26 protein-coding genes, 1 tRNA gene and 3 pseudogenes are annotated in these 24,645 nt (G+C 57.9%); 22 read left to right on the top strand and 8 right to left on the bottom strand.

Annotation, left to right across the window (positions count from 1 at the left end):
- The first annotated feature begins 46 nt into the window (after window positions 1-46).
- Entirely contained in the window at window positions 47-988 is a 942-nt protein-coding gene (gene ygfZ, locus DLD99_RS07530; protein WP_114881790.1) for a CAF17-like 4Fe-4S cluster assembly/insertion protein YgfZ, read from the top strand.
- A gap of 35 nt (window positions 989-1,023) precedes the next feature.
- Entirely contained in the window at window positions 1,024-1,845 is an 822-nt protein-coding gene (locus DLD99_RS07525) for an HDOD domain-containing protein (RefSeq protein WP_114881789.1), read from the top strand.
- 3 nt (window positions 1,846-1,848) lie between these two features.
- On the opposite strand, the gene DLD99_RS07520 is transcribed toward DLD99_RS07525, so the two are convergent.
- On the bottom strand, window positions 1,849-3,234 hold the full coding sequence (locus DLD99_RS07520) for a sensor histidine kinase (protein WP_114881788.1): 1,386 nt from the start codon (window positions 3,232-3,234) through the stop codon (window positions 1,849-1,851).
- Complete coding sequence (locus tag DLD99_RS07515; RefSeq protein WP_114881787.1) at window positions 3,227-3,898, bottom strand: response regulator; 672 nt, start codon at window positions 3,896-3,898, stop codon at window positions 3,227-3,229. The genes DLD99_RS07520 and DLD99_RS07515 overlap by 8 nt, the downstream gene beginning before the upstream one ends.
- A 238-nt stretch (window positions 3,899-4,136) precedes the next feature.
- On the opposite strand from DLD99_RS07515, the gene DLD99_RS07510 reads away from it, so the two are divergent.
- Genes DLD99_RS07510 through DLD99_RS07490 form a run of 5 tightly spaced genes read left to right on the top strand, consistent with a single transcriptional unit; the run spans window position 4,137 to window position 9,506 of the window.
- Entirely contained in the window at window positions 4,137-5,429 is a 1,293-nt protein-coding gene (locus DLD99_RS07510; RefSeq protein WP_114881786.1) for an OprD family porin, read from the top strand.
- Between the two features lie 39 nt (window positions 5,430-5,468).
- The gene (locus DLD99_RS07505) at window positions 5,469-6,446 is read left to right on the top strand and encodes a Bug family tripartite tricarboxylate transporter substrate binding protein (RefSeq protein ID WP_085710228.1); all 978 of its coding nucleotides are present in this window, start codon (window positions 5,469-5,471) and stop codon (window positions 6,444-6,446) included.
- A 58-nt stretch (window positions 6,447-6,504) separates the two neighbouring features.
- A complete protein-coding gene (locus tag DLD99_RS07500) occupies window positions 6,505-6,963 on the top strand; it encodes a tripartite tricarboxylate transporter TctB family protein (protein WP_114886620.1) in 459 nt (152 codons plus the stop codon).
- A 1-nt stretch (window position 6,964) separates the two neighbouring features.
- Complete coding sequence (locus DLD99_RS07495) at window positions 6,965-8,479, top strand: tripartite tricarboxylate transporter permease (protein WP_085710226.1); 1,515 nt, start codon at window positions 6,965-6,967, stop codon at window positions 8,477-8,479.
- Entirely contained in the window at window positions 8,472-9,506 is a 1,035-nt protein-coding gene (locus tag DLD99_RS07490; protein WP_085710225.1) for an AbrB family transcriptional regulator, read from the top strand. The genes DLD99_RS07495 and DLD99_RS07490 overlap by 8 nt, the downstream gene beginning before the upstream one ends.
- Before the next feature lie 61 nt (window positions 9,507-9,567).
- Here DLD99_RS07490 and ung read toward each other — a convergent pair whose 3' ends face one another.
- The gene (ung, locus tag DLD99_RS07485) at window positions 9,568-10,263 is read right to left on the bottom strand and encodes a uracil-DNA glycosylase (protein WP_085710669.1); all 696 of its coding nucleotides are present in this window, start codon (window positions 10,261-10,263) and stop codon (window positions 9,568-9,570) included.
- Window positions 10,264-10,395: 132 nt separating this feature from the next.
- On the opposite strand from ung, the gene DLD99_RS07480 reads away from it, so the two are divergent.
- The gene (locus DLD99_RS07480) at window positions 10,396-11,508 is read left to right on the top strand and encodes an enoyl-CoA hydratase/isomerase family protein (RefSeq protein WP_114881785.1); all 1,113 of its coding nucleotides are present in this window, start codon (window positions 10,396-10,398) and stop codon (window positions 11,506-11,508) included.
- Window positions 11,509-11,560: 52 nt separating this feature from the next.
- Here DLD99_RS07480 and DLD99_RS07475 read toward each other — a convergent pair whose 3' ends face one another.
- Complete coding sequence (locus DLD99_RS07475) at window positions 11,561-11,962, bottom strand: hypothetical protein (protein WP_114881784.1); 402 nt, start codon at window positions 11,960-11,962, stop codon at window positions 11,561-11,563.
- A 178-nt stretch (window positions 11,963-12,140) separates the two neighbouring features.
- The gene (locus DLD99_RS07470; protein WP_114881783.1) at window positions 12,141-12,407 is read right to left on the bottom strand and encodes a hypothetical protein; all 267 of its coding nucleotides are present in this window, start codon (window positions 12,405-12,407) and stop codon (window positions 12,141-12,143) included.
- Window positions 12,408-12,614: 207 nt separating this feature from the next.
- Here DLD99_RS07470 and DLD99_RS07465 point away from each other — a divergent pair, with 207 nt between their 5' ends.
- From DLD99_RS07465 to DLD99_RS07420, 11 genes are all read left to right on the top strand, one after another.
- The gene (locus DLD99_RS07465; protein WP_114881782.1) at window positions 12,615-14,102 is read left to right on the top strand and encodes a sensor domain-containing diguanylate cyclase; all 1,488 of its coding nucleotides are present in this window, start codon (window positions 12,615-12,617) and stop codon (window positions 14,100-14,102) included.
- A 5-nt stretch (window positions 14,103-14,107) separates the two neighbouring features.
- The gene (locus DLD99_RS07460) at window positions 14,108-14,326 is read left to right on the top strand and encodes a cysteine-rich CWC family protein (protein ID WP_114881781.1); all 219 of its coding nucleotides are present in this window, start codon (window positions 14,108-14,110) and stop codon (window positions 14,324-14,326) included.
- Window positions 14,327-14,359: 33 nt separating this feature from the next.
- Window positions 14,360-15,052, top strand: a complete 693-nt coding sequence (locus tag DLD99_RS07455; protein WP_114881780.1) for a pseudouridine synthase — start codon at window positions 14,360-14,362, stop codon at window positions 15,050-15,052.
- A 312-nt stretch (window positions 15,053-15,364) separates the two neighbouring features.
- The gene (locus DLD99_RS07450) at window positions 15,365-16,252 is read left to right on the top strand and encodes an alpha/beta fold hydrolase (protein WP_085710215.1); all 888 of its coding nucleotides are present in this window, start codon (window positions 15,365-15,367) and stop codon (window positions 16,250-16,252) included.
- A gap of 169 nt (window positions 16,253-16,421) precedes the next feature.
- A tRNA-Gly gene (locus tag DLD99_RS07445) sits at window positions 16,422-16,495 on the top strand.
- A gap of 349 nt (window positions 16,496-16,844) precedes the next feature.
- Window positions 16,845-17,579 carry a zeta toxin family protein gene (locus DLD99_RS07440; RefSeq protein WP_114881779.1) on the top strand — a complete coding sequence of 245 codons (735 nt, stop codon included), beginning with the start codon at window positions 16,845-16,847 and terminating at the stop codon, window positions 17,577-17,579.
- The gene (locus DLD99_RS29195; RefSeq protein WP_167443763.1) at window positions 17,567-17,734 is read left to right on the top strand and encodes a hypothetical protein; all 168 of its coding nucleotides are present in this window, start codon (window positions 17,567-17,569) and stop codon (window positions 17,732-17,734) included. Before DLD99_RS07440 ends, DLD99_RS29195 begins: the two co-directional genes overlap by 13 nt.
- 431 nt (window positions 17,735-18,165) lie before the next feature.
- Window positions 18,166-18,576, top strand: a complete 411-nt coding sequence (locus DLD99_RS07435; RefSeq protein WP_114881778.1) for a PaaI family thioesterase — start codon at window positions 18,166-18,168, stop codon at window positions 18,574-18,576.
- Window positions 18,577-18,725: 149 nt separating this feature from the next.
- The gene (locus DLD99_RS29070; RefSeq protein WP_162803464.1) at window positions 18,726-18,866 is read left to right on the top strand and encodes a hypothetical protein; all 141 of its coding nucleotides are present in this window, start codon (window positions 18,726-18,728) and stop codon (window positions 18,864-18,866) included.
- On the top strand, window positions 18,859-19,770 hold the full coding sequence (locus DLD99_RS07430; RefSeq protein ID WP_114881777.1) for a hypothetical protein: 912 nt from the start codon (window positions 18,859-18,861) through the stop codon (window positions 19,768-19,770). Before DLD99_RS29070 ends, DLD99_RS07430 begins: the two co-directional genes overlap by 8 nt.
- A gap of 552 nt (window positions 19,771-20,322) precedes the next feature.
- The gene (locus DLD99_RS07420) at window positions 20,323-21,213 is read left to right on the top strand and encodes a hypothetical protein (protein WP_114881776.1); all 891 of its coding nucleotides are present in this window, start codon (window positions 20,323-20,325) and stop codon (window positions 21,211-21,213) included.
- Here the strand turns inward: DLD99_RS07420 and DLD99_RS07415 are convergent.
- Together DLD99_RS07415 and DLD99_RS29345 are read right to left on the bottom strand one after the other, a co-directional pair.
- Window positions 21,203-22,146, bottom strand: a pseudogene (locus tag DLD99_RS07415) (hypothetical protein). The gene DLD99_RS07420 and the pseudogene DLD99_RS07415 sit on opposite strands and share 11 nt — an antisense overlap.
- Window positions 22,137-22,373 (bottom strand): annotated as a pseudogene (locus tag DLD99_RS29345) (hypothetical protein); the annotation flags it as partial. The pseudogenes DLD99_RS29345 and DLD99_RS07415, both read right to left, overlap by 10 nt.
- 273 nt (window positions 22,374-22,646) lie before the next feature.
- On the opposite strand from DLD99_RS29345, the gene DLD99_RS07405 reads away from it, so the two are divergent.
- The 3 genes and pseudogenes from DLD99_RS07405 (at window position 22,647) to DLD99_RS07395 (ending at window position 23,907) form a co-directional block, all read left to right on the top strand.
- Window positions 22,647-23,051, top strand: a complete 405-nt coding sequence (locus DLD99_RS07405) for a type II toxin-antitoxin system HicB family antitoxin (RefSeq protein WP_114881775.1) — start codon at window positions 22,647-22,649, stop codon at window positions 23,049-23,051.
- 45 nt (window positions 23,052-23,096) lie between these two features.
- Window positions 23,097-23,255: pseudogene (locus DLD99_RS07400) on the top strand (transcriptional regulator); the annotation flags it as partial.
- Window positions 23,256-23,508: 253 nt separating this feature from the next.
- Window positions 23,509-23,907: a hypothetical protein gene (locus DLD99_RS07395; RefSeq protein ID WP_244220782.1), complete on the top strand. Its 399-nt coding sequence runs from the start codon at window positions 23,509-23,511 to the stop codon at window positions 23,905-23,907.
- A gap of 80 nt (window positions 23,908-23,987) precedes the next feature.
- Here the strand turns inward: DLD99_RS07395 and DLD99_RS07390 are convergent, their stop codons facing one another.
- Window positions 23,988-24,356, bottom strand: a complete 369-nt coding sequence (locus DLD99_RS07390; RefSeq protein ID WP_114881774.1) for a DUF6124 family protein — start codon at window positions 24,354-24,356, stop codon at window positions 23,988-23,990.
- Window positions 24,357-24,645: the final 289 nt, after the last annotated feature.

Genomic DNA, 24,645 nt, shown 5'->3' with positions numbered 1-24,645 from the left:
CCACCCCCTTATGATGTGCCCCAGTCTATTTACCCTGCGATGACCCATGGCCGATTCTGCTTTTTTCTGCACCCTGTCTCATGAAGGCGTTCTCGCGGTTCGCGGCGCGGATGCCGGCAAATTCCTGCAAGGCCAGTTGACCTGCAATATCAATTACCTGAGTGACGACCGGGCCAGCCTCGGCGCCCGTTGCACGCAGAAAGGCCGGATGCAGTCGAGTTTCCGCATCGTGCTTGAAGGTGACGGCGTGCTGCTGGCGATGGCCGGCGAGTTGCTGGAGCCGCAACTGGCGGATCTGAAAAAGTACGCGGTGTTTTCCAAATCAAAACTGACCGACGAAAGTGCCTCATGGGTGCGCTTCGGTCTGGAGCATGGGGACGCAGCCCTGAGCAGCCTGGGTCTGGAACTGGCGGCGGACACCGACAGCGTGGTTCGCCACGAAGGGCTGATCGCGATTCGCGTCTCCCCCGACCGTGCCGAACTCTGGGCGCCAGCCGATCAGGCCGACGCCATCAAAGGCAAACTGTCTGCACAATTGACCGAAGCCGAACTCAATCAATGGCTGCTGGGCCAGATCCGCGCCGGTATCGGCCAGGTCATGCCGAGCACCCGCGAACTGTTCATCCCGCAGATGCTCAATCTGCAGGCCGTCGGCGGTGTGAGCTTCAAGAAAGGCTGCTACACCGGCCAGGAAATCGTTGCGCGCATGCAGTACCTGGGCAAGCTCAAGCGTCGCCTGTACCGCGTGCAACTGGACGCCAGCGAATTGCCGGAGCCTGGCACCCCGCTGTTCGCCCCGAGCCACGGCAGTTCCATCGGCGAAGTGGTGCTGGCCGCCCGCGCCGAGAAAAATATTGAACTGCTGGCGGTGTTGCAGGCCGAAGCTGCCGACGCAGGCGATTTGCATCTGGGCACGGCCGAAGGTCCGGCGCTGCACTTGCTCGACCTGCCTTACGAACTGGATCGCGACCGCGAAATCCAGCGTTGATCGCAGCATTTGTTGCAACACCCTAGAGAAATGACATGAGTGATCTGGCGGATAAGGTCCAACAGGATTTGGTTGAGGCCATCGATAACGATGACCTGGTTCTGCCAACGTTACCGGAAGTGGCCCTGCAGATTCGCAAGGCCGCCGAAGACCCGGACATCAGCGTCAGCGACCTGAGCAAAGTGATCGGCCGTGACACGGCGCTGTCGGCGCGCCTGATCAAAGTGGTCAACAGCCCGCTGCTTCGCGCCACCCAGGAAGTCACCGACCTGCACACCGCGATCACCCGGCTGGGCGTCAACTACAGCAGTAACCTGGCGATCGGTCTGGTGATGGAGCAGATCTTCCACGCCCGCTCCGAGGTGGTCGAACAGAAAATGCGCGAAGTCTGGCGCAAGAGTCTGGAAATCGCCGGGGTCAGCTACGCCCTGTGCCGCCGCTATACCCAGCTCAAGCCCGATCAGGCTGCGCTGGGCGGGCTGGTGCATCAGATCGGCGTGCTGCCGATCCTGACCTACGCTGAAGACCATTACGAACTGCTGTCCGACCCCGTCAGCCTCAATCATGTGATCGACCACATTCATCCACTGATCGGCGACAAGTTGCTGCGGGTCTGGGAATTCCCGGAGCGGCTCGTGGAGTTGCCGGGGTTGTATCAGGACCTGAAACGCGAATCGCCCCAGGTCGATTACGTGGATCTGGTGCAAGTGGCCAGCCTGTATTGCCACAAGGACAGCGATCATCCCCTCGCCCGGATCGACCCGCTCAGCGTTCCGGCCTTTCGCAAGCTCGGGATCGACATCGACAACAAGGTGTTGTGCGCGGATCTGGAAGAATCGCGGTCGATGTTCTACTGAGTCTCAACCCGCGATAAAACTCACCCGCACCTTCAACCCCGCCTGCTCGCCATCATGCAGCGTGATCTGCGCCAGATGCGCGCGGCAGATTTCCCCGACAATCGCCAGACCCAGCCCGGAACCGGCGACCTGCTGATTGCGCCGGTAAAAACGCTCGAACACCCGGTCACGCTCATCCTGGGGGATGCCCGGGCCGTCGTCCTCGACCTCCAGCACCGCCGGCGACTTCACTCGCAAGATCACGTTGCCACCCGACGGCGTGTGCGCCAGAGCGTTGTCCACCAGATTGCTCAGCAGTTCGTTGAGCAACGTCGGCTCGCCGCGCAACCAGACCGGTTCGTCCGCTTCCAGTGCCAACGCCACGCCGCGCGCATGAGCCAGCGGCGCCATGGCCATGCCCAGCTCACGGGCCAACTGGCTCAAATCCAGCAACTGCGCGCCGCCCTCGGCAATCGCCCGGGCGCCGTTCTCCACCCGCGCCAGCGACAGCAACTGGTTGGCCAGATGGGTCAGGCGATCGGTGCTTTGCGCCGATGATTCCAGCGTGTCGCGCCAGGTCTGCGGCTCGCTCGAGCGCAGGCCCAACTCAAGACGCGCCTTGAGCGCCGCCAGCGGCGTGCGCAGTTCGTGGGCGGCATCGGCGATGAATTGCGCCTGACGCTCGAACTGCCCGCGCAGGCGCTCGGTGAAGTGATTGAGCGCCCGAACCAGCGGCCACAATTCGTGCTGCACCTCCACCAGCGGCAAGGGCCGCAGATCATCCGGCTGACGCTCCTCCACTGCCGTGCGCAGACGCTCGATCGGGCGCAACGCCGCGCTGACCGCGAACCACACCAGCAACAACGCGCCGATTGCCAACATACCCAGCCGCAACAAAGTATCGGCCGCCAGACTGCGGGCCATGCTGACGCGTGCTTCGTCGGTTTCGGCCACGCGAATTTCCGCCATGCCATTCATGTTCGGTTCGGTCACGGCTTTCAACAGGCTGACCACGCGCACGTTCTGGCCCTGATAGGTCGCGTTGTAAAACCTTGCGAGCGCCGGATAGCTGTCGGTTCTCGGCGTTCCCGGCGGCGGGCCCGGCAGGTTTTCATAGCCGGAAATCAGCTTCTGGTGAATGTCGTTGACCTGGTAATAGATGCGTCCCGCGCTGTCGTAGGCGAAGGTATCGAGGGCCACGTAAGGTACGTCGGCACTGAGGCTGCCGTCCCGCTGTGAAAGGCCGGCGGCAATGGTCCGCGCCGACGCCAGCAGTGTGCGGTCATAAGCGGTGTCAGCGGCTTCGCGACCGTTCCAGTAAGCGCTCAGGCCGCTGGCCAGCATCAACACCACCAGCAACAGCGCAAGGTTCCACAGTAACCGCCAGCGCAGACTGCTGGGCCTATGCATCGCGGCTTTCCAGCAGGTAGCCAAGGCCACGGAAAGTCACGATGGCCACCGCATGACCGTCGAGTTTCTTGCGCAGGCGATGCACGTAGATTTCGATGGCGTCGGGGCTGGCTTCTTCGTCGAGGCCGAATACTTGCGACGCCAGTTGCTCCTTGCTCATCACTCGGCCAGGGCGGGCGATCAGCGCTTCAAGCACCGCTTGTTCGCGGGACGTCAGGGTGAGCAATTCTTCGCCGAGGGTGAAGCGCCGGGTCTCCAGGTCATAGGCCAATACGCCACAGTGCTGGATGCGTTCGCCGCCAAGCACACTGCGACGCAACAGGGCTTTGACCCGGGCCTCAAGCTCCGTCAATTCAAACGGCTTGGCCAGATAATCGTCGGCGCCGAGATTGAGCCCGTGGACCCGATCCTTGACGTCGCTGCGAGCGGTCAACATCAGTACCGGCAGGTTCTTGCCCCGGGCCCGCAGACGCGCCAGCACTTCGAATCCGTCCATGCGCGGCAGGCCGACATCGAGGATCGCCATCGCGTATTCCTCGCTGCCCAGCGCCAGGTCGGCGGCCACGCCATCGTGCAGCACGTCCACGGTCAGACCGGTGCTCTTGAGCGCCTGGGCGACGCTTTCGGCCAGTTGCAGATGGTCTTCGACGAGCAGAACACGCATGGATCTCTACCTCATTCAGGGATGGCCGGCGCCATTCTTTGCCGCGGAGTTTACAGCCGCAACCGCCGCTGTGAAGCCCGAAAACGCGTTAAAGCCCGCTGAAAGGTTAGCGAAAGGTTTGGCCGATAGAGTCGGGTTACGGAATGTTTCGGCTTCCGTCGCTGCTGCCACACAGCGATACGAAAAACGCCTCGAAGCGTTTTCGACCAATAAGAACAATAAACGGAGTACACCCCGCATGCCGTCCTTGCAGACCAAGGCTCCTACGCCTGTCCGTCCTTCCCGTTTCAGCCACACCGCCCTTGCCAGTGCCGCCGCCCTCGCCGGTTTTGCACCGATGAGCTACGCCGATTTCATCGAAGACAGTTCCGCCACCTTCGAAACCCGCAACATGTATTTCAACCGCGACTTCCGCGACGGCACCAGTGCCCAGCAGTCCAAGCGCGACGAGTGGGCCCAGGGTTTCATGCTCAATCTGCAATCGGGTTACACCGACGGCACCGTGGGGTTCGGTGTCGATGCGCTGGGGATGTTGGGGGTCAAGCTCGATTCGAGCCCGGACCGCACCGGCACCGGCCTGCTGCCGACCCACGATGACGGGCGCGCGGCAAACGAATACTCCAAGGTCGGCCTGACCGGCAAAGTGAAGATCTCCGCCACCGAACTGAAAATCGGCAGCCTGATTCCGGAACTGCCGATCCTCAAGCCGAACGACGGGCGGATCCTGCCGCAGACTTTCGAAGGTGGTTTGCTGACCTCCAAAGAGATCAAGAACCTGACCTTCACCGGCGGGCGTCTGGAGAAAGCCAAGGACCGCGACAGCACCGATTTCGAGGACATTGCCCTCAACAACAAGAACGGCCGTTTCGCCGGCACCGTCGCCGGCAAGCACTTCGACTTTGCCGGCGTGGACTACAGGTTCACCGACAAGATCACCGGCAGTTACCACTTCGCCCAACTCGACGATGTCTACAACCAGCACTTCTTCGGACTGGTCGCCTCGCGGCCGATGGGCCCGGGCACTTTCGCCACCGACCTGCGTTTCGCCGTCAGTGACGATCAGGGCGCAGCCCGTGGCGGCAATATCGACAACCGTTCCCTCAACGGTCTGGTCAGTTATGCCCTGAACGGCCACAAGTTCACCGCCGGTTATCAGCACATGTCCGGCGACAGCGCGTTCCCGTATGTCGATGGCAGCGACCCGTACCTGGTCAACTTCGTGCAGATCAACGACTTCGCCGGCGCCGAAGAACGCTCCTGGCAGGCCCGTTACGACTTCGACTTCGCCCGGCTCGGCATCCCCGGCCTGAGCTTCATGAGCCGCTACCTGAGCGGTGACAACATCAAGCTCAAGAACGGCGATGAAGGCAAAGAGTGGGAGCGCAACACCGAGATCAAATATGTAGTACAAAGCGGCGCCCTGAAGGACGTTGCCGTGCGTTTGCGTAATGCCACTTACCGTTCCAACTACTCCGCTCGCGATGCCGATGAAGTGCGTCTGCTGGTGAGCTATAGCGTTGCCCTTTGGTAATTCAGTACGTCCATAACAACAACTCCCAAGGAGACATAGATGAACTTATCACTGCGTAAAGTCGCTCTGGCCGCTGGCGTCATGCTGTTCGCCGGTCAACTGATGGCTGAACCGAAACGTCCGGAATGCATCGCCCCGGCCTCCCCCGGCGGCGGTTTCGACCTGACCTGCAAACTGGCGCAAAGCGCGCTGGTCAACGAAAAGCTGCTGACCAAACCGATGCGCGTGACCTACATGCCCGGCGGTGTCGGCGCGGTGGCTTACAACGCCGTCGTGGCGCAGCGCCCGGCGGACGCCGGTACGCTGGTGGCGTGGTCCAGCGGTTCGCTGTTGAACCTGGCGCAAGGCAAGTTCGGCCGTTTCGATGAAACCAATGTGCGCTGGCTGGCGGCGGTCGGCACGAGCTACGGTGCCATCGCGGTGAAAAGCGATTCGCCCTACAAAACCCTTGATGATCTCGTTCAGGCACTGAAAAAAGATCCGAGCGCCGTGGTCATCGGTTCCGGCGGCACCGTCGGCAGCCAGGACTGGATGCAGACCGCACTGATCGCCAAGGCCGCCGGGATCAACCCGCGCGACCTGCGTTACGTCGCCCTCGAAGGTGGCGGCGAGATCGCCACCGCCCTGCTCGGCGGCCACATCCAGGTCGGCAGCACCGACATCTCCGACTCCATGCCGCACATCCAGAGCGGCGACATGCGCCTGCTGGCCGTGTTCGCCGAAAATCGCCTGGACGAGCCGGAAATGAAAGGCATCCCGACCGCTCGCGAGCAAGGCTACGACATCGTCTGGCCGGTGGTTCGCGGCTTCTACCTCGGGCCGAAAGTCAGCGACGAAGACTACGCCTGGTGGAAAGGCGCCTTCGACAAACTGCTGGCTTCCGAAGAGTTCGCCAAGCTGCGCGATCAGCGTGAACTGTTCCCGTTCGCCATGACCGGCCCGGAGCTGGACACCTACGTGAAGAAGCAAGTCGCGGATTACAAAGTGCTGGCCAAAGAGTTCGGCCTGATCCAGTGATCGTCTCTGTCTAGCGGCCATGGCCTCGCGCATCGAGGTCGTGGCCCAGGAGTTCCTCATGCTGATTCAACGCATTTTTGCCTCGGTGTTGCTGCTGGCCTGTGCCGGCCTGGCACTGATGGCCTGGCCTTATCAGGCTGCGTTTTCCTACGAGCCGGTCGGCCCACGGGCGTTTCCTCTGCTGATGCTTGGCCTGATGAGCCTGGCGCTGCTGTACATGGTGTTTCGCCCGGCACCGATCAAACACAGCGAAGACGAGCCGCCGCTGGACCGCGAAACCCTGACCAAGATCAGCATCTGCGTGCTGTTGCTGCTGGTGTTCGCCGGTCTGTTCGAGCCGCTGGGCTTCATCCTCAGCAGTTGCCTGATCGGCATCCCGATGGCGCGCCTGTACGGCGGCCGCTGGTTGCCCAGCATCGTGGTGACCACGCTGATGGCCATCGGTCTGTACCTGCTGTTCGACCGTCTGATGGACGTACCGCTGCCCCTCGGCCTGCTCGACGTTCTGGAGAACTGATATGGATACGCTCGGATATTTGGGACAGGGCTTCGGCGTCGCGCTGAGCCCGTACAATCTGGTCACGGCGCTGACCGGTACGCTGATCGGCACCGTGGTCGGCCTGTTGCCGGGCCTGGGCCCGATCAATGGTGTGGCGTTGTTGATTCCGATCGCCTTCGCCCTTGGTCTGCCGCCGGAGTCGGCGCTGATCCTGCTGGCGGCGGTGTACCTGGGCTGCGAATACGGCGGCCGGATCAGTTCGATCCTGCTGAACATTCCCGGCGAAGCCTCCACCGTGATGACCACCCTCGATGGCTACCCGATGGCCCGCCAGGGGCTGGCCGGGGTCGCGTTGTCGCTGTCGGCGTGGAGCTCGTTCATCGGTGCGTTCATCGCCACCTGCGGCATGGTGCTGTTCGCCCCACTGCTGGCGAAATGGGCGATTGCCTTCGGGCCGGCGGAATATTTCGTACTGATGGTGTTCGCGATTGTCTGCCTTGGCGGCATGGCCGGTGACCGACCGCTGAAGACGTTCATTGCAGCGTTGATCGGTCTGTTCCTGTCCAGCGTCGGCATCGACGCCAACAGCGGCGTGTACCGTTTTACCGGCGACAATATTCACCTGACCGACGGCATTCAGTTCGTGGTGCTGGTGCTGGGCCTGTTCTCGATCAGCGAAATCCTTCTGCTGCTGGAGAAAACCCATCGCGGCCAGGAAGCGGTGAAAGCCACCGGGCGAATGATGTTCAACTTCAAGGAAGCGGCGTCGGTGTTCGTGGTGAACATCCGTTGCGGCCTGCTCGGTTTCATCATGGGCGTATTGCCGGGTGCCGGCGCGACCCTGGCCAGTGCCGTGGCCTACATGACCGAAAAACGCATCGCCGGTGCCGATGGCAAATTCGGTGAAGGTGACAAGCGCGGTCTCGCCGCCCCGGAAACCGCCATCGGCGCATCCGCTTGCGGCGCGCTGGTGCCGATGCTGACCCTCGGCGTACCGGGCTCCGGCACCACGGCGGTGATGATCGGCGCGCTGTCGCTGTACAACATCACCCCGGGCCCGCTGCTGTTCCAGCAACAACCGGACATCGTCTGGGGCCTGATCGCCTCGCTGTTCATCGCCAACATCATGCTGGTGATCCTGAACATCCCGATGATCCGCATCTTCACCCGCATCCTCGCCGTGCCGAACTGGGCGCTGGTGCCGGTGATCGCGATCATTACCGGGATCGGCGTGTACGCGGTGCATGCCACCACGTTCGACCTGTTCCTGATGGTCGGCATCGGCATCTTCGGTTACATCCTGCGCAAGCTGGACTTCCCGCTGTCGCCGGTCCTGCTGGGGTTCATCCTCGGCGGTCTGATGGAGCAGAACCTGCGTCGTGCGCTGTCGATCTCCAACGGTGCGCTGGAAATCCTCTGGTCGAGCCCGATCACCTTCGGCGTCTGGGTGCTGACCGCGATCATGTTGCTGATGCCGCTGCTGCGTATCTGGCGCAAACGTTCGGTCGCGCGGCGCGCCATCGCCGATGTTTGATCGGTCCTTCAAAACCTGGTGGGGAACCCCGCTGGTCGGTCTGCTTGGCGGTTTCATCGCCAGCCAGATCGGCTGGCCGCTGCCGTGGATGGTCGGCTCGTTGCTGGCGATCATCCTGGTGCGCTGCCTGACCCCGTGGCAACTCACCGAAATCCCTGGCGGCCGCAAGTGCGGCCAGTGGATCGTCGGGATCGGCATCGGCCTGCACTTCACCCCGCTGGTGATGGAGCAGGTGCTGAGCCACTTCGGCCTGATCTTTTTCGGAGCGCTGGTCACCAGCCTGTCGGCCGTAGTCGGCGTGTGGCTGATGCGCCGCACCGGCGAGGATCGCGCCACGGCGTTTTTCTCCAGCATGCCCGGCGGTTCCGGCGAGATGGTCAACCTCGGCGCACGCAACGGCGCGATGCTCAGCCATGTTGCGGCCGGGCAAAGCTTGCGGGTGCTGGTGGTGGTGCTGTGTGTGCCGGCGGCATTCAAATATCTGCTGGGCGATGGTGCCCCGATTTCTCATGCCGGCAGCGTCGATTGGCGCTGGCTGGCGATTCTGTTTCCGGCGGGCGGTTTGCTCGCCTGGCTCTGGCAACGTCTGCGTCAGCCCAATCCGTGGCTGTTCGGGCCGTTGCTGGTCAGCGCGGCGGTGAGCATCGGCTGGGATCTGCATATCGGCCTGCCCAATGGCGGCAGCCAGATTGGTCAGTGGCTGATCGGCAGCGGACTGGGCTGTCACTTCAACCGGCAGTTTTTCCGTCGCGCGCCGTCGTTCATGGGGCGCACGTTGATCGGCACGGCGTTGACCATGTTGATCGCCACATTGGCGGCGTTGGGGCTGAGTGCAATGACCCATCTGGATCTGCGCTCGCTGACCCTGGGCATGATGCCCGGCGGGATCGCCGAGATGAGCCTGACGGCGGAAACCCTGCAACTGTCGGTGCCGCTGGTGACGGCGATGCAGGTGATGCGGCTGTTGTTCGTGTTGTTTCTGGCGGAACCGTTGTTCAAGTACTGGAACCGTAATCCCGAAGCCTGATCCGGTTAGTGATCGTTCCCACGCGGAGCGTGGGAACGAGATTAGCCGCCAGCCCTGAGTTTCAGACCACCGACGGCAGGCGCCACTCGATCGGCGCTTCGCCGTTCTGCTCCAGGAATTTGTTGGTGCGGCTGAAGTGCCCGCAGCCGAGGAAGCCGCGATAGGCCGACAGCGGCGACGGATGCACCGAGGTCAGTACCAGATGCTTGGTGGCGTCGATCAGCTTCTGCTTGCTCTGGGCATGGGAGCCCCAGAGCATGAACACCAGATGCGGCTGCCGCTGACTGACCACTTCGATGATCCGGTCGGTGAAAAACTGCCAGCCCTTGTCCTTGTGCGCGTTGGCATTGGCGCGCTCGACGGTCATGGTGGTGTTGAGCATCAGCACGCCCTGATCGGCCCAGCTCTGCAGATAGCCATGGTTGGGGATGTCGATGTTCAGGTCGCGCTTCAACTCTTTGTAGATGTTGACCAGCGACGGCGGCGCCGGCACGCCCGGTTGCACCGAGAAGCACAAGCCGTGGGCCTGGCCCGGGCCGTGGTACGGGTCCTGGCCGAGAATGACCACTTTTACCTTGTCCAGCGGCGTCGAGTTCAGTGCATTGAAAATCAGCGGTCCCGGCGGATAGATTTCCTTGCCGGCCGCCCGCTCCTGCTGCAGAAAATTGCGCAACTCTGCCATGTAAGGCTGGTCGAATTCGGCACGCAGTGCCTCCTTCCAGCTCGGTTCGAGTTTGATACGGTCGTCAGCAGTCATGGTCATACCCGGCAAAAACAATGGGGCGAACCCTAGGAAAGCCGACCACGCTTGTCAATTGATCTGACGCAGATCCGGCACTTTCCCACACAGCGATCATACTGATCGTTCAAATTCCTGATCGAGGTCACGATGAATCTGCACTTCGAAGAACTGACCGGCACCGACGGCGCGCGCATCGGCGTGGCCACCCTGGATGCCGAAAAGTCGCTCAATGCGCTGTCCCTGCCGATGATCCACGCCCTGAGCGACAAACTGAACGCCTGGGCCAAGGATCCGCAAATCGTCTGCGTGCTGCTGCGCGGCAACGGCGCCAAGGCCTTCTGTGCCGGCGGCGAAGTACGCAGTCTGGTGGAAGCCTGCCGCGCCCATCCCGGCGAAGTGCCGCCGCTGGCTGCGCAGTTTTTCAGCGCGGAATACCGTCTCGACTACAGCCTGCATACCTACCCGAAACCATTGATCTGCTGGGGTCATGGTTATGTGCTCGGCGGCGGCATGGGCCTGTTGCAAGGTGCAAGCATCCGCATCGTCACGCCGAGCAGTCGATTGGCGATGCCGGAGATCAGTATCGGCCTGTACCCGGATGTCGGTGCCAGTTGGTTTCTGTCACGCCTGCCGGGCAAGCTCGGTTTATTCCTGGGCCTGACCGGCGCGCACATGAACGGTCGTGACGCGCTGGACCTGGACCTGGCCGACCGCTTCCTGCTCGACGAACAGCAGCAGGAACTGATCGATGGTCTGCTGCAGTTGAACTGGCAGGAACAGACCGCCATGCAGCTCAACAGTCTGCTCAAGGCCTTGCAGCAGGAAGCTGCGGCGCAAATGCCTGAGGCGCAATGGCTGCCGCGTCGTCAGGCAATCGATGATCTGCTGGATGTCAGCGACGTGACCTGCGCCTGGAAAGCCATCAGCCTGCAACGGGACAGCAACGACCTGCTGATTGCCCGGGCGGCGAAGACCATGAGTGAAGGCTCGCCGCTAACCGCGCATCTGGTGTGGGAACAGATCGTCCGCGCCCGCCACTTGTCACTGGCCGAAGTCTTTCAGATGGAATACACCCTGAGCCTCAATTGCTGCCGGCATCCGGAGTTCAGCGAAGGGGTCCGGGCGCGATTGATCGACAAGGATCACAAACCGCACTGGCATTGGCCGGACATCGCACGGGTGCCGGACGCGGTGGTCGAGGCGCACTTTCACAAGGTCTGGGAGGGGCGGCATCCGTTGGCGGATCTCTCCAGTTACTGAAAATCCGGGCATAAAAAAAGCGGCGCTCAATGCGCCGCTTTTTTGCGGTTGGTTACCAGCGGTTACCGCGCCAGTGATCGCCGCGTCCGCTATGGCGGTCATAGTCGCCACGACCGCGGTGATCGTCCCAGCCACCACGACGGTGGCCATCCCAGCGTCCACGATCATCGCCGTGCCAGCGGCGGCTCTCGTAATACCGCGGGGCCGGTTGGTAGTACCGGGGCGCCGAGTAATAACGTGGCGCCGGTTGGTAATAGCGTGGTGCTGGCTGGTAGTAACGCGGGGCCGAGTAATAGGTGCTGCCACCGCTGTAATAAGTGCCGCCACCTGTGTAATAAGCCGGTGCGGGGGATGTGTAGACCTCTGACCTGTAATAGCTGTCTCCGTAGGAATAAGGGACGCAACCGGCAACGGAAAAAAGCAACGCGGCAAGCAGAAGAATTCGGCGATACATGGCGGCCTCCTGGACCGCGGGTAGCCACACCAGCGACGCTGGCAGGCGTCAGTCTTTCATTCGGCGACTGACGAAACATCTGACAGCGTTTTCGGAATCTGGTGCGTTTCTGTAACAAGTTGAAACATGTGATTTATGAAATCTTGTTCATCGGCAAACGCCGCCATTCAGCCACTGATTAGTGGTGGCCGCCGTGGTATCCACCGCCGTGATAACCCCGTCCGTACCCTCCGCGATAGCCATGGCCACCATAGTAGTAATAGCGGCCGCCACCGTAGTAGCGCGGACCATAATAGCCACCGTAGTAATAGGGGGAGTAATAGCCGGGATAGTAATAGGTTGCAGGGTAGGCATCGTAGCTGCCGGCATAGTAATAGCAACCGGACAGCCCAAGACCGAGCACTGCTCCCAGCAGCACCCGACGCAGCAATTTTGCAATACTCATGACGGCCTCCTGGAAGACCTGTGACAGCAGTCGGCAAAGACCGGCTGACAACAGATTTGACTGGCGGCCCCCTGCCAAGTGCCAGCCTCCATCACCCGTCGGATCAGCGGCGCAACAGGCTGCTCATTTCAGGCAAATATGCCGCAACCTTTTCCCCGCCACTGCCACTAGAATGCTGCCATCGGGCCACCGTCAACGGAATTGCCAATGCCGCTCAGATCTGCGTTTTACTCCCAACGTTCGCTGGTATTGACGCTGGTCGCCCTCCTCGGCGCAGGCTTCCTCGCCACCTCGCTGCTCAGCTACTACGCCTCGCGCGCCTCGATCCGCGACAACATCGTCAACACCGAACTGCCGCTGACCTCCGACACCGTTTATTCGGAAATCCAGAAGGATCTAGTCAGACCGATCCTTATTTCCTCGATGATGTCTCGCGACACCTTCATGCGCGACTGGGTGGTGAACGGCGAGAAAGACAGCGACCAGATGACCCGCTACCTCGACGAGGTCATGACCCACTACGGGGCCTACACCGCGTTCTTCGTCTCCAACAGCAGTCACACCTACTACCACGCCAAAGGCGTGCTCAAGCAGGTGAAGATCGACGAGCCGCGCGATGCCTGGTACTTCCGCGTGCGCGACATGAAAGATCCCTATGAGATCAACGTCGACCCGGATCTGGCCAACAAAGACAACATGACCTTTTTCATCAACTACAAGGTCTTCGATTACAACGATCGCTTCATCGGCGCCGCTGGCGTGGGACTGACCGTGGACGCGGTGATCAAGCTGATCGACAAGTATCAGCAGCGTTATCAACGCAGCGTTTACTTCGTCGACACCTTCGGCCGACTGGTACTGACCGGCGCCGAGGGCGGGCCGGAAGGTGCGCGGGTGGGGAAAAGCCTTACAGATCTCGACAGCATGAAAGGTCTGGTCAGCCAGTTACCCAAACCCCACAGCGGCAGTTACGAATATTCCGCCCACGGCCAAGGACATTTCCTCAACGTGCGGTTCATCCCGGAGCTGAACTGGTACCTGTTCGTCGATAAACGCGAAGACGGTGCACTGAGCGAGATTCGCCAGTCGCTGTACCTCAACCTGCTGATCTGCCTGCTGGTGACGTTGATCGTGCTGGCGCTGGTCAATCGCTTGATCAAACGCTATCAGGACAAGATCCACGCCCAGGCCACCCTCGACAGCCTCACCGAACTGCCCAACCGCCGGGGCTTCGATCTGCTTGCCGTACAAGCCCTGCACGAAGCCCATCGCGAGCCGAAACCGCTGACGGCGCTGCTGCTGGATCTGGATCACTTCAAGGTGTTGAACGATACCTACGGACACATGGCCGGCGATCAGGTGCTGATCGGTTTCGCCCGGGACCTGCAAAGCTGCCTGCGCCATTCCGACATCGTCTGCCGTTGGGGCGGTGAGGAATTCATCGTTCTGCTGAAGGACACCGACGGCGAGACCGGTCAGAAGATTGCCGAGAAGATCCGCCAGCACGTCGAACAGCATGAATATGCCTACAACGGCCACACCCTGAATCTGACGGTCAGCATCGGCGCCACCACCCTGCAACGCGATGACACCTTGCACAGCCTGCTGTCCCGGGCCGATCATGCGATGTACCGGGCGAAACAGACCGGCCGCAACCGCACCTGCGTGGAAATGCATCAATCGACCTATGCCTGAGCCCCATGAACAAACCTGACCTCTGCCCGGCCTGCGGCGCCCGCAACGACTGCACCCTGGCTGACCCGCGCACCGCCGACCGCGCCTGCTGGTGCTACGGCGTGTCCATTGACCCGGCAGTGCTCGAAGCGCTGCCAGCGGACCTGCGCGACAAGTCCTGTCTGTGCCCGCGTTGCGCCCGGGTCGAGGCGCAACTGCAAGCGGCAAAGCCATCGATCCCGTAAGATGCGCGCCCCGCTCCCTGCCGATTCCTGATCATGCGTGTCGACCGTTTCCTCAGTAACCTGCCCCGCTTCAACCGCAAACAGGTTCGCCTGTTGCTGGTGGAAAAGCGCGTGCGCATTGACGGAAAAGTCGTCAGCGATCCCCACAGCGAAGTCCTGGAATTCAGCCTCGTCGAAGTCGACGACGAAGTGCTGCAAACGGGGAAACCGGCGCGCTACTTCATGCTGCACAAGCCCCAGGGCTGCGTCAGCGCGACGCGCGATCCCGAGCATCCGACCGTGCTCGACCTGATTCACGAGCCGGACAAGGATGACCTGCACATTGCCGGGCGCCTGGACTTCAACACCACCGGGCTGATGCTGATCACCAACGACGGCAGCTGGTCCCGGCGCTTGACCCAGCCCCAGACCAAACTTCCGAAGGTCTATTACGTCGAGACCGAGCAGGAGATCGGCCCGGAATATGCGATCAAGTTCGCCGAGGGGATCTATTTCGCCTTCGAAGACCTGACCACCCAACCGGCGCAGCTGGAAGTGCTCGGCCCGCGAACGGCGCGGCTGAGCATCATCGAAGGTCGCTACCATCAGGTGAAGCGCATGTTCGGTCACTTCAACAACAAAGTGCTGCGCCTGCACCGCGAATCCATGGGCCTGCTGCACCTGGATAACGCGCTAAAACCGGGCGAGTACCGCGCCCTGCGCACCGAAGAGATCCATTTGTTCTAAGCCGCCGACCGCTCAGCAGAAGTTGTCGAACAATTTACCAACGGCACTTGCGCGATCCGGATCCCCCTGCTTGAATCAGAACGTCGGCCAAATTGTGACCGATGAGTCACACATAACTTCTAAGAAACCTTTTGCCGGTAGAGAGCCCTCAGGGCTCCGCCTCAGCCGGCAGATTGCCCGCCAATAACAATACCCGTCGACCTGCCGTTCCGGATCGACATGGGCTCCAAAATTCCAGGCGTATGCCTACCTGTCACAAAGCTCGTGCAATCTCTATTTGCGCGCATACCCGCTTGCCAGGAGTCTTATGACATGAGGCCAGAAATCGCTGTGCTGGATATACAGGGTCAGTATCGGGTTTACACGGAGTTCTATCGCGCAGACGCCGCGGAAAAGACCATTATTCTGGTCAACGGCTCGATGGCCACGACTGCGTCGTTTGCACAGACCGTGAAAAATCTGCACCCGCAATTCAACGTGGTTTGCTACGACCAGCCCTACGCGGGCAGGTCGAAAATCCACAATCGCCACGAGAAACATCTGACGAAAGAAGTCGAAGGTCTGATCCTGCTGGAGCTGATCGACCACTTCGCCGCCGAACATGTGCTGTCGTTTTCCTGGGGCGGCGCCGCGACCATGGTCGCTCTTGCGCACCAGCCCCGGCGCATCGAAAAAGCCGTGATCAGCTCGTTCTCTCCGGTGGTCAACGCGCACATGCTCGATTACCTGGAGCGCGGTGTCGAATGCCTCGGCAAACGCGACGGCGACCGGGTCGGCCATCTGGTCAACAACACCATCGGCAAGCACCTGCCGTCGCTGTTCAAGCGCTTCAACTATCGCCATGTCAGCAGCCTCGCCGAGCACGAATACGGGCAGATGCACTTTCACATCAGCAACGTGCTGAACAGTGATCGCCAGTGCTATCTGAACGCGGCGAAGAAGATCAACGTGCCGGTGCTGTTCATGAATGGCGAATGGGACGAATACACCGCCGCCGAAGACGCCCGGCTGTTCGGCAACCACGTGGCGCAAAGCACCTTCACCACCCTGCAGGCCACCGGTCACTTCCTCGACATGGAACACAAGTCCGCTTGCCGGGACAGCCAGAACGCCCTGCTCGGCTTCCTGAAACCTGCACAGCAGCCTATCAGCCGAACGCGTCACCCGTTTACTCAGGATCACCATGCATTGGCCGTTTGAAACAGTGTCGTCGCGAGCAAGCCTGCTGGTCTGAGATAAAGCCGTCCTACAGCCCGCAGCGCTTGCCCGCGATTGACCGATCCGGCTCTGATTCAGGCTTTTCCACTCGCCACACGCAAAGAAAACTTCAAATCCGTGGCCGAGTCTGGTACAAAGTCAGCCGCTCTGAGCGGGTGTCGTATAATGGCATTACTCCAGCTTCCCAAGCTGATAACGAGGGTTCGATTCCCTTCACCCGCTCCAATCGAATTCATGTCCTGCGTCGAGGTTTGACGGGGGATGCGCAAACAGAAAAAACCGGCCTTGATGGCCGGTTTTTTTTGTCTGGGGTTTGAGGTCTGCTGCTTGTTCGGCAAAGAACAATTCAGAAACACACCGTTGATTGCAGATACGGTATCCCTCTCTACTCTTCATTCTCTCCAGCGACAAAAAATACAGTTTGCTCAAAGGAATGATCCATGCGCACGGTTTTCCCATCAAGGCTTTGACCGATTGGAAGCCACCACACTGCGGTAAATCCAGAGCGCAAACGGTAAATGACCTTTCAACCGAAGAGGGTTCATATCCAGTGCAGGAAGACAAAAGGCTTGGAATGACGGATGAGGAACAGGCCATCTGGGACGATGCGATCAGGTTCGCAAGATCAAACAAGAAGGCTATTGGCAAGCGACTCACGGATCAGACCCGGTATCCGCCCGAAAAAGAGCCTGTTTCAGTCTTTATGGCTGGATCGCCCGGCGCTGGCAAGACAGAGGCATCATTAGCCCTGCTGAACCTTTTCTCTGATACGCCCATCCTGCGAATTGATCCAGACGAACTCAGAAACGAATTTGAAGCCTACCAAGGGGGCAATGCCTGGCTTTTCCAAGGCGCCGTTTCAATTCTGGTAGGGAAGCTGATTGATCTTGCCCTGGATCGAAAACAATCTTTCCTGCTCGATGGGACGCTTTCGAATATAGAGATCGCAAGGAAAAATGTGCGGCGTTGCCTGGACAAGGGGAGATTCGTTCAAATTCTCTATGTCTATCAAGACCCCAGGCTTGCTTGGTCATTTGTCACGGCTCGTGAGGAAGCCGAAGGACGGAGGATTCGACCGGAGCATTTCGTCGACCAGTATTTTGCAGCACGTGACGTGGTTAACACGCTTAAGCTAGAGTTTGGCAAGGATCTTCACGTCGATCTGCTTGTGAAGCACATTGATAATTCTGGCCGTCTCTACAAGGCTGGTGTTGACAAGATCGACTACCATATCCCGGAGAAGCATACGAAACACGACCTGATGGTCATGCTTGGGATAAATAACGGAGTAACCCCATGTTTTCCATGAAACTCGGATCCCCAAAGGAGTCCACGAGTCCATTCGCAGACTTCATTCGTAATGCGAAATCGGAAGAAAAAAAGCGCGTTTACAGTGAAGTGCTGACCGAAGCCACCAAAAAACAGAATGAAGTGATGCTGGCTGCACGTGAAAAGCAAGCCTGATTACGTTAGTGGATTCCAAAACTGCCCGGCCAAGTGCCGGGCTTTTTCATTCTGCCGTTGACGTGTTTTACGTGCTCTGGTGTACATCTGACATTGTTGGCGGAGGTCTCACATTACTCAGCGGCTTGGGATGTATTCTCTTCGATGAGCGGCTGCACCGACGCCGTCCGCCACGCTTCTTCCGTCCGACGCTCACCTAATGGATGTGCGTAGTTGTGCTTTTTCCGCTCAGCCTCGGGTTGTGAGGCTTTGTGGTTCAGCACGAACCATGGGGGCTGCTGCCCCTACTGCTCCATCGTGATCAGCTTATCGCTGCAAATTCCGCATACGTATGATCCTTCTCCGACAGCGAAGTCAGGTTTAAACCCTCATAAGCAACGCTCCGTATTCAGGCCAAAGAAGCTGGTAACCAACCGGCACAGGGATTGACCATGAACGACACTGCTATTCCCGAGGGCTTCACTCTGCTGACCCGCAGCAGTCCGCTGCTCGACTTGCTTGGCCCGATCTATACCAGAGGCAGTGGCCTGCAACTTGAAATCGGTCTGCGGACAGACTCACGACATGCCAATGGACGGGGCACGTTGCATGGCGGGGTCCTGGCGACATTGGCGGATGTCGGCATGGGTTACGCCATGGCATTCTCCAGCGACCCTCCCCTGCCATTGATCACGGCGAGCATGACCCTGGACTATCTCAGCGCGGTGCAGATCAATGAATGGCTCGAGGTACGCGTTGAGCACTCCAAAAAAGGACGGCAACTTGCGTTTGCCACTGTCGGGTTGCATGTCGGTGATCGAATGGTTGCCCGTGCCAGTGCAGTGTTCGCGGTGCCGCAGTAGTACCCCACCCGAATACAACCGGTCTTGGACCGGTTTTGGATATTTTTAGGGTCAGTCCCCTTTAAATCTACCAAAATTACCCTTTCCCCGCCCTCAACTTGAAATCGCGCACTGCTATGCTTCCAATTTTTCCGAATGGAGTCGAAGCCATGAGCAGCGAATTTTCACTTCCTGTAGTACTCGAAAAAATCAACGAAAATCAGTTGGCCGTCGAAGCATCAATCTCGGAACTACCCCTATTGTTAGAGCAGCAGGGCTTCGTAGACGTGGGAGATTTCGTACATGCCTGACATTGGCTCCATTTGGGCAGAGTTTTCCCCGCTCCTGCCTCCCATGTGGGAGAACATCAAAGGCTTCGCGAACTCATCCTTCACGACTTCGCTGGCGGGGGCTTTCGCTGGTGCAGTTGCGGCGCAGCGCATCGCAGAAAAAGGCAAATTTAGAGAGGAGTTGGTAAAGGAATTTCACAATACAAATGCGGTGCTATCCCTCGCAGCCGCGGCGGCCACCCTCGCGCTGGCGTTAAAAAAGCAACACGTCAAAGCCCTGAAGGACTCTTACGATGATGATCTGAAACGATTTAAGGAGCACAAAGAAAAAATCCTCGGCCACCAGACACCTCCAAATACTCCTTTCGAGATGAGACCTAATCTGCTGTATTTAGATGGAATTTCACCTCCCATTGCCACTATTCAAGATATCGTCCTAAGTCGTTTGTCTTCCGTTGGGCGAACGATCTCCGCAGTTACCGCCCTTGCTGACTCCGTAAAAAATCTAAACAGTGCGTTATCTAGGCGAAACGAGCTTTTGAATGCTTTCAAAAGTAAACAGTTTCCGGAGGGGGCTTCTTTCGAGCACATGTACCTTGGCTTGCCCTATGGAACGAGGCAAACAAACCAGGAGTACGGTGGGTCGGTTGAGGCCATTCATCTCTACACGAATGACATCATTTTTTTCAGTATCAAGCTCTGCGAGGACCTGCGAGATCATGGCGAGATACTCAAAAAACGCTACAAGTCGCGACTGAGGGGCATTCCACCTAGGATCTCTACAGTCGACTTTGATACACCGCGTAAGGATGGATTGGTTCCAAAGGACGAAGATTACGAAGCTTGGCTATCCGGCTTCGTCACGATGCAAGAGATTAAACCCACATGGCGACAGCGCCTAAATCCGATGACTTGGTTCAATTGATCCAACTGTCTCCGTGATTCACCATCCCATCCGCACTTAGAAATTTTGATTGCACTGTGTGCAATATTGAAACCGGCGGCTACGCTAAAGGCCCGTATCACCTGACCTTCAGAGAGTTCTGAGATGTTTTGGAGCTGCTGGAATTTGGCTCTGCAGCAAACGGTTCCAGATCTCAAAACGTGCCCTATTTGACGTTTTCGAATTTTCTAACCAGTGTTTCCGGGTACTGCAAAGCCACCGTCTTCATGACCGCCACATGCACCACTGTGATGGTTAATTCGACGGATTTCCATGAACTAGGCCGAGCAGCGAATGTTGCTCGTGTTGACGTAGGAATGCCGCTCGATCCTGATCCACTGCCTCCACTCCTCGATGCCATCCTAGCGGGTAAGGGTATGGCTGTGACTGGGTTTGTGTTAAGTGGTATTGAGTACATTGATGGCTGCGCCTATGCGCAATCTTGGTGGTGTCGATTATATTAATGCTGCGTTCGCTTCGGCCCTGTTTCGCAGGGGTAGATCCGCTGGTTGGAAAATTAGAGACTGAATGCCCATGCATTACGAAAAAAAGGGATTTAACACTGTTTCGTTAAAAGCTGTAATTCAAAATTCCGTTATTGGCATTTTGTCTTTGATAGCTTTTGTTTTGCTACTCTACGTTCATGCGCCACTCGAGTTCTGGTGGCCAATAAAATTTATTGATCTGATAAATGCAATCGCGCAGATAGCTACCGCATCGGCGTTTTTTTTGGCTGTCCATCAGTACAGGAAAAATAAAGAATCAGAAAGACAGAAGGTTCTTATAGAAGAAAGCAGGGCTCTTATTAACAGAATCAAGTCTGATGCTGATGCATTCTCTAAAAATCACGACACTACGGCAAAAAACTCAATTTCGTTTATGGACAGAGTTTGCGGCCACGCCGGGAATTTTAACGCAATATTTAAAGAGTTAAATGAAGATATTCACAAAGCAATCGTAAGGATGCACTGGCAAGATATGTATTTCGGTGAGCTAAATCGGGCGATAGAGCACTTCAATAATACTATTAACTTAAACGACTTTAATGTGTTGCCGACGACCCAATTGAGAGCATACCAAAAAATACATCATAAAAAATCTACTGGAACGGATCCACTCCCTATTTTTGAAAAATATTTGACGTATCAGCTTTTGGTCGATCTGCCAGAAGTCTCGTTCGAGTTAAGAGTCGACAATGATACTCATATTGCAATGCATGTTTTTGAAAAAACGTTTTTTGACAATGAAGCCCTCAAGGATCATCTGTATGGTTGCTTTAATATAATTGATGTTCGGGTGCGCTCCCCGCTGATGGCCGTTTTAAATGAGAGATTTCTTATACAAGAAATAAAACGTAACCCTCTCTCTTATAAAACATTTTGGTATTTTCCTGACTCAAAGGATTCAGGAGTAATTACAGTGTAACTGCTTTTAGTTTCTGACTGAGTGCTGCGGCATCTGTTGATTTTTGGGTAAAAACTGTCGTGTTAGAAGGCGCTGGACTCAGACCACGAACGTGTGCGGCGATCTGGGCATTCATCTGCTCCAACAGATCGAGTGCCTTGCAAACCACCTGAAATAGATTCACGCTTTCCGAGCCGATCCAACTCTTCGGCGCTTGCAGGCGTTGTCCTTTGCCGACCACGCTTCGACGCAAGCCCTCGATCCGCTCCTGCATATCACCGCCCACTGTGGTGTTGTGCTTCTGACCCACAACCAGGTTCAGATCCCGGCCGGTTGCCTGGTGCAGATCATCCACCGCCGCCAGGCTCGCGGATCCGCCTGACAACAGCTTGAGCGCGCCCAGCGCCTCGGTCGTCTTCACACCACCGACAAACTCGGTTGCCCCGTGTGGCTTTGGAACTGCTCGCGGTTGTCCAGAGCTTCAACCTCGCGCTCGATAGCCTGATCCCGGATTTTCCCATCGGTTTGGCATAGCCAGTTGCCGTCGGCATCGACACATTGCTGGGCGGCGCCGCTGTGCTGCCACACCTGGTCGCCTTTCGGCACCTTAGACATGCTCAGGCCGTGCGGCAAGATCGATCGAATGTAGGGTTTGTTCCGCAGGCCGTAGGCGAAACACACCACTACTTGCGTGCCTTCCTCCGGAAAGGCGTAAATGCCCATTTCCTCGCCACCGGTGGGCAGTGGCAGGGGAACGCCGGACAGCGGCGGCATGGTTGGATCTGGCTCGTCGTCCGGGCCGAAGACGACGATATCCACCGCGTAGCGTGGACGGAAGTCGTCGCAGATCCCGGCGTCCGCCGGCGCATCGGCCACGGCCGTAACCTTGGCGAAGCGCGGCAAGTGGTAATCGCCGGTGAGTTCGAGAAATTGGCGCTATACAGCGCGGCGGATTGTGTCTTCTTTCGGATGGCAATCTGGTCATTGGCGAGCGCCACGCCGGTGATGCGCTCGCCGTTGTTGACCGTTGCACCTGGTCGCAGTCGCAAGCCGGGAAGGGTCGCGATCATCGCGCTCAGATTGCCCTGGTAGCCGTCGAATAGCTCCGTGGAGATTTGCAGCGGCGCCTGGGCGCCAAAGAAGCTGTTGGCCCAACTGCCCACAAACACTTCACCCTTTCCCAGCTTCGAAATAAGAATGGGAGCCCCGACCAAAATAAGGTTGTCTGTTAAGTCTTTGCCCTACGCCCCTCACCGCTTAAGATTTTTCAACCGTCAAAAAAAGTGCTTTTGCAGGGTTTCATCAAATACAGAACCTGATTTGTTCCGCTGAACAATTCAGAAACAAAGCGTTGATTGCAGATCCCCTACTCCGCCGTACGCTCCCCCAAGACCGAAACCGTCCTACGAGGCGGAATCCAATATGTAGAACCACATATTCAGGGGCGAATCCGCATGCTTTATCCAATCGCAATATCCCCCAGCGAAGGCGACTCAACATGGGGTGTTGAAGTACCAGACTTCCCCGGTTGTTTCTCCGCCGGAAACGATCAGGTCCATGCGTTGAAAATGGCCAAAGAGGCGATAGAAACCCACATCGAGATTCTCGCTGAGAGCGGTGCCGTGATACCTGCCGCCAGCAAGGTCAGTAACCATGTTTCCAATCCGAGGTTTGAAAACTGCGTATGGGCGTTGGTGGATGTGGACATCAGTCAGTGCCTGGGGAATACGCAAAAGGTCAACATCACACTCCCAGGCTATTTGTTGAGCCGCATTGACCTTCACGTCAGCCAGCATCCGGAGGAAAAGAGTCGTTCCGCATTTTTGGCTTCGGCTGCGTTGCGTATGTTGAGTTCGTGAATAATTTCTCTACCTCAATAGATCTGATCTGCACGGAAACCTGCCATGAACAGCGAAACCATCCGTAACCGAAAAGACCTGAACATTGCATTTGCACGAATGGAAAAGCTATGGGGGGCTGAACCCGGATCGTCCGAAGGAGATGAATTGGAAAACCTCGCAGTGCTTATCGAGCAGTATGAGAACGAGCACTATCCAATGCCCACTGAAATAAACGACATCCGAACGGCCGACTAGTAATCCTGTAGGAATCGCCACACACAAACATGGCTTGATGCTTGCCATGTTTTCAGACGTTTCCCGGCGACCAGTCCTTGAGATTCCGCTAGCATTCGTACACCCAAGAGGATGCTTGGGATTAACGGATGTACTCAACAAGGACGATTCATGCTTTCTTCCGCACGCTTGGGCGATAAACACGTTTGCCCGTTGCCAGGACATGGGGGGGATGGAGTCAGTGTCCACGAATGCAAGTAAGCGACACCCGCTCTATATCGTTATGCGGTTACTTATTCTGGTGGTGTTGACGTATCTGGTTTGGTACGTCGCAGTGCCACGCGTCGAGATTGATTTCTCGAAAGAAGGCACAGGGGATTTGAGGTTTGTGCTGAATACGCAAAATGAGATCTTTCACGGAAACCTTGCCCCCGGAGAGTCTACGGGCGGACCAGGGCATCTGTTTCCCGATGATGATTTTTTTATGGAATTTGATTGGCGTAATTCCGGGCAAAACCATTGCATCAGGATCACTCCGAAATGGCCCACGACTAAAATTCATATCGGGAACAATGGCGAGGTTGACCGTAGCGCTGGCAGTGGCACTGATGTCGATCAGCTGGAGCCCTGCTCACCTTGAAGATTTATACGAGACAACCTTCGTAAAGAAAAACCGGCTCAATGAGCCGGTTTTTTTATGCCTGCCAGAACAGCTGCAATTCAGCTCTTCACCTCAACATGATCCAGCGCCTGATTCACCGCCAATTCCCCCAGCATCACGACTTGCGCGATCCCCAGTGCCGTCTTGCGATGGGACGGCTCGAGCACGGCGGCGAAGTTGCTGAGCATTTCGCTGGCCGAGCCCAGGGATTCGCTGGCGTTGGCCAGCAGGGATTCGGTGTTGTAGGCAGGGTTAGCGAGGAACATCGGTTCAGGCTGATTGGTCGTGCCCATGACATGGGCGCCGGGACAGAGATAGTGATCGAGGGCGCGGTTGGCGGCGTCGTTGAGTTTTCTGGAGTCGATTGAGGTGTAGGGGGACGTCGGGTCGGTTTCGACTTCTGGGGGATTCGGTGTCGGCTTCTTCATAATGGCTTCTTTCTAGTCGATAGGTGGAGCTGACCTACTCGGTTCCAATCGAAGAGGTGGCAGCTGTACACGAGTTGGAACCCGGGCGAAAAAAGCCAAAAGCCCGACAGACTCGAAGTCTCTCGCGCACAGCCGCCATAACAGAGTGCACACCATGAAGGCGGGCAAGCATACGTCATGAAAGCTGCTTTTGCTTTTTTGGAAAGCCGCGGGGTTCCAATCCCGATCGCCGATTCATCAGCGACCTTCACAGGCTAGAGCCCGTACTTCCGACGGACAACCTGAAAAC

The organism is Pseudomonas kribbensis (assembly GCF_003352185.1).
Taxonomy (GTDB): domain Bacteria; phylum Pseudomonadota; class Gammaproteobacteria; order Pseudomonadales; family Pseudomonadaceae; genus Aquipseudomonas; species Aquipseudomonas kribbensis.
This window is presented reverse-complemented; position numbering and strand designations above follow the sequence as displayed.

Bases quoted from the DNA above. Each gene is read 5' to 3' on its own strand.
- DLD99_RS07450 (WP_085710215.1), top strand. From the start codon at position 15,365: ATGAGGCCAGAAATCGCTGTGCTGGATATACAGGGTCAGTATCGGGTT.
- DLD99_RS07495 (WP_085710226.1), top strand. From the start codon at position 6,965: ATGGATACGCTCGGATATTTGGGACAGGGCTTCGGCGTCGCGCTGAGC.
- DLD99_RS07505 (WP_085710228.1), top strand. From the start codon at position 5,469: ATGAACTTATCACTGCGTAAAGTCGCTCTGGCCGCTGGCGTCATGCTG.
- ung (WP_085710669.1), bottom strand. From the start codon at position 10,263: ATGACTGCTGACGACCGTATCAAACTCGAACCGAGCTGGAAGGAGGCA.
- DLD99_RS07440 (WP_114881779.1), top strand. From the start codon at position 16,845: ATGACGGATGAGGAACAGGCCATCTGGGACGATGCGATCAGGTTCGCA.
- DLD99_RS07500 (WP_114886620.1), top strand. From the start codon at position 6,505: ATGCTGATTCAACGCATTTTTGCCTCGGTGTTGCTGCTGGCCTGTGCC.
- DLD99_RS07525 (WP_114881789.1), top strand. From the start codon at position 1,024: ATGAGTGATCTGGCGGATAAGGTCCAACAGGATTTGGTTGAGGCCATC.
- DLD99_RS07435 (WP_114881778.1), top strand. From the start codon at position 18,166: ATGAACGACACTGCTATTCCCGAGGGCTTCACTCTGCTGACCCGCAGC.
- DLD99_RS07480 (WP_114881785.1), top strand. From the start codon at position 10,396: ATGAATCTGCACTTCGAAGAACTGACCGGCACCGACGGCGCGCGCATC.
- DLD99_RS07490 (WP_085710225.1), top strand. From the start codon at position 8,472: ATGTTTGATCGGTCCTTCAAAACCTGGTGGGGAACCCCGCTGGTCGGT.
- DLD99_RS07520 (WP_114881788.1), bottom strand. From the start codon at position 3,234: ATGCATAGGCCCAGCAGTCTGCGCTGGCGGTTACTGTGGAACCTTGCG.
- DLD99_RS29195 (WP_167443763.1), top strand. From the start codon at position 17,567: ATGTTTTCCATGAAACTCGGATCCCCAAAGGAGTCCACGAGTCCATTC.
- DLD99_RS07405 (WP_114881775.1), top strand. From the start codon at position 22,647: ATGCTTTATCCAATCGCAATATCCCCCAGCGAAGGCGACTCAACATGG.
- DLD99_RS07510 (WP_114881786.1), top strand. From the start codon at position 4,137: ATGCCGTCCTTGCAGACCAAGGCTCCTACGCCTGTCCGTCCTTCCCGT.
- DLD99_RS07470 (WP_114881783.1), bottom strand. From the start codon at position 12,407: ATGAGTATTGCAAAATTGCTGCGTCGGGTGCTGCTGGGAGCAGTGCTC.
- DLD99_RS07460 (WP_114881781.1), top strand. From the start codon at position 14,108: ATGAACAAACCTGACCTCTGCCCGGCCTGCGGCGCCCGCAACGACTGC.
- DLD99_RS07455 (WP_114881780.1), top strand. From the start codon at position 14,360: ATGCGTGTCGACCGTTTCCTCAGTAACCTGCCCCGCTTCAACCGCAAA.
- DLD99_RS07430 (WP_114881777.1), top strand. From the start codon at position 18,859: ATGCCTGACATTGGCTCCATTTGGGCAGAGTTTTCCCCGCTCCTGCCT.
- DLD99_RS07515 (WP_114881787.1), bottom strand. From the start codon at position 3,898: ATGCGTGTTCTGCTCGTCGAAGACCATCTGCAACTGGCCGAAAGCGTC.
- DLD99_RS29070 (WP_162803464.1), top strand. From the start codon at position 18,726: ATGAGCAGCGAATTTTCACTTCCTGTAGTACTCGAAAAAATCAACGAA.
- DLD99_RS07390 (WP_114881774.1), bottom strand. From the start codon at position 24,356: ATGAAGAAGCCGACACCGAATCCCCCAGAAGTCGAAACCGACCCGACG.
- DLD99_RS07420 (WP_114881776.1), top strand. From the start codon at position 20,323: ATGCATTACGAAAAAAAGGGATTTAACACTGTTTCGTTAAAAGCTGTA.
- ygfZ (WP_114881790.1), top strand. From the start codon at position 47: ATGGCCGATTCTGCTTTTTTCTGCACCCTGTCTCATGAAGGCGTTCTC.
- DLD99_RS07465 (WP_114881782.1), top strand. From the start codon at position 12,615: ATGCCGCTCAGATCTGCGTTTTACTCCCAACGTTCGCTGGTATTGACG.
- DLD99_RS07475 (WP_114881784.1), bottom strand. From the start codon at position 11,962: ATGTATCGCCGAATTCTTCTGCTTGCCGCGTTGCTTTTTTCCGTTGCC.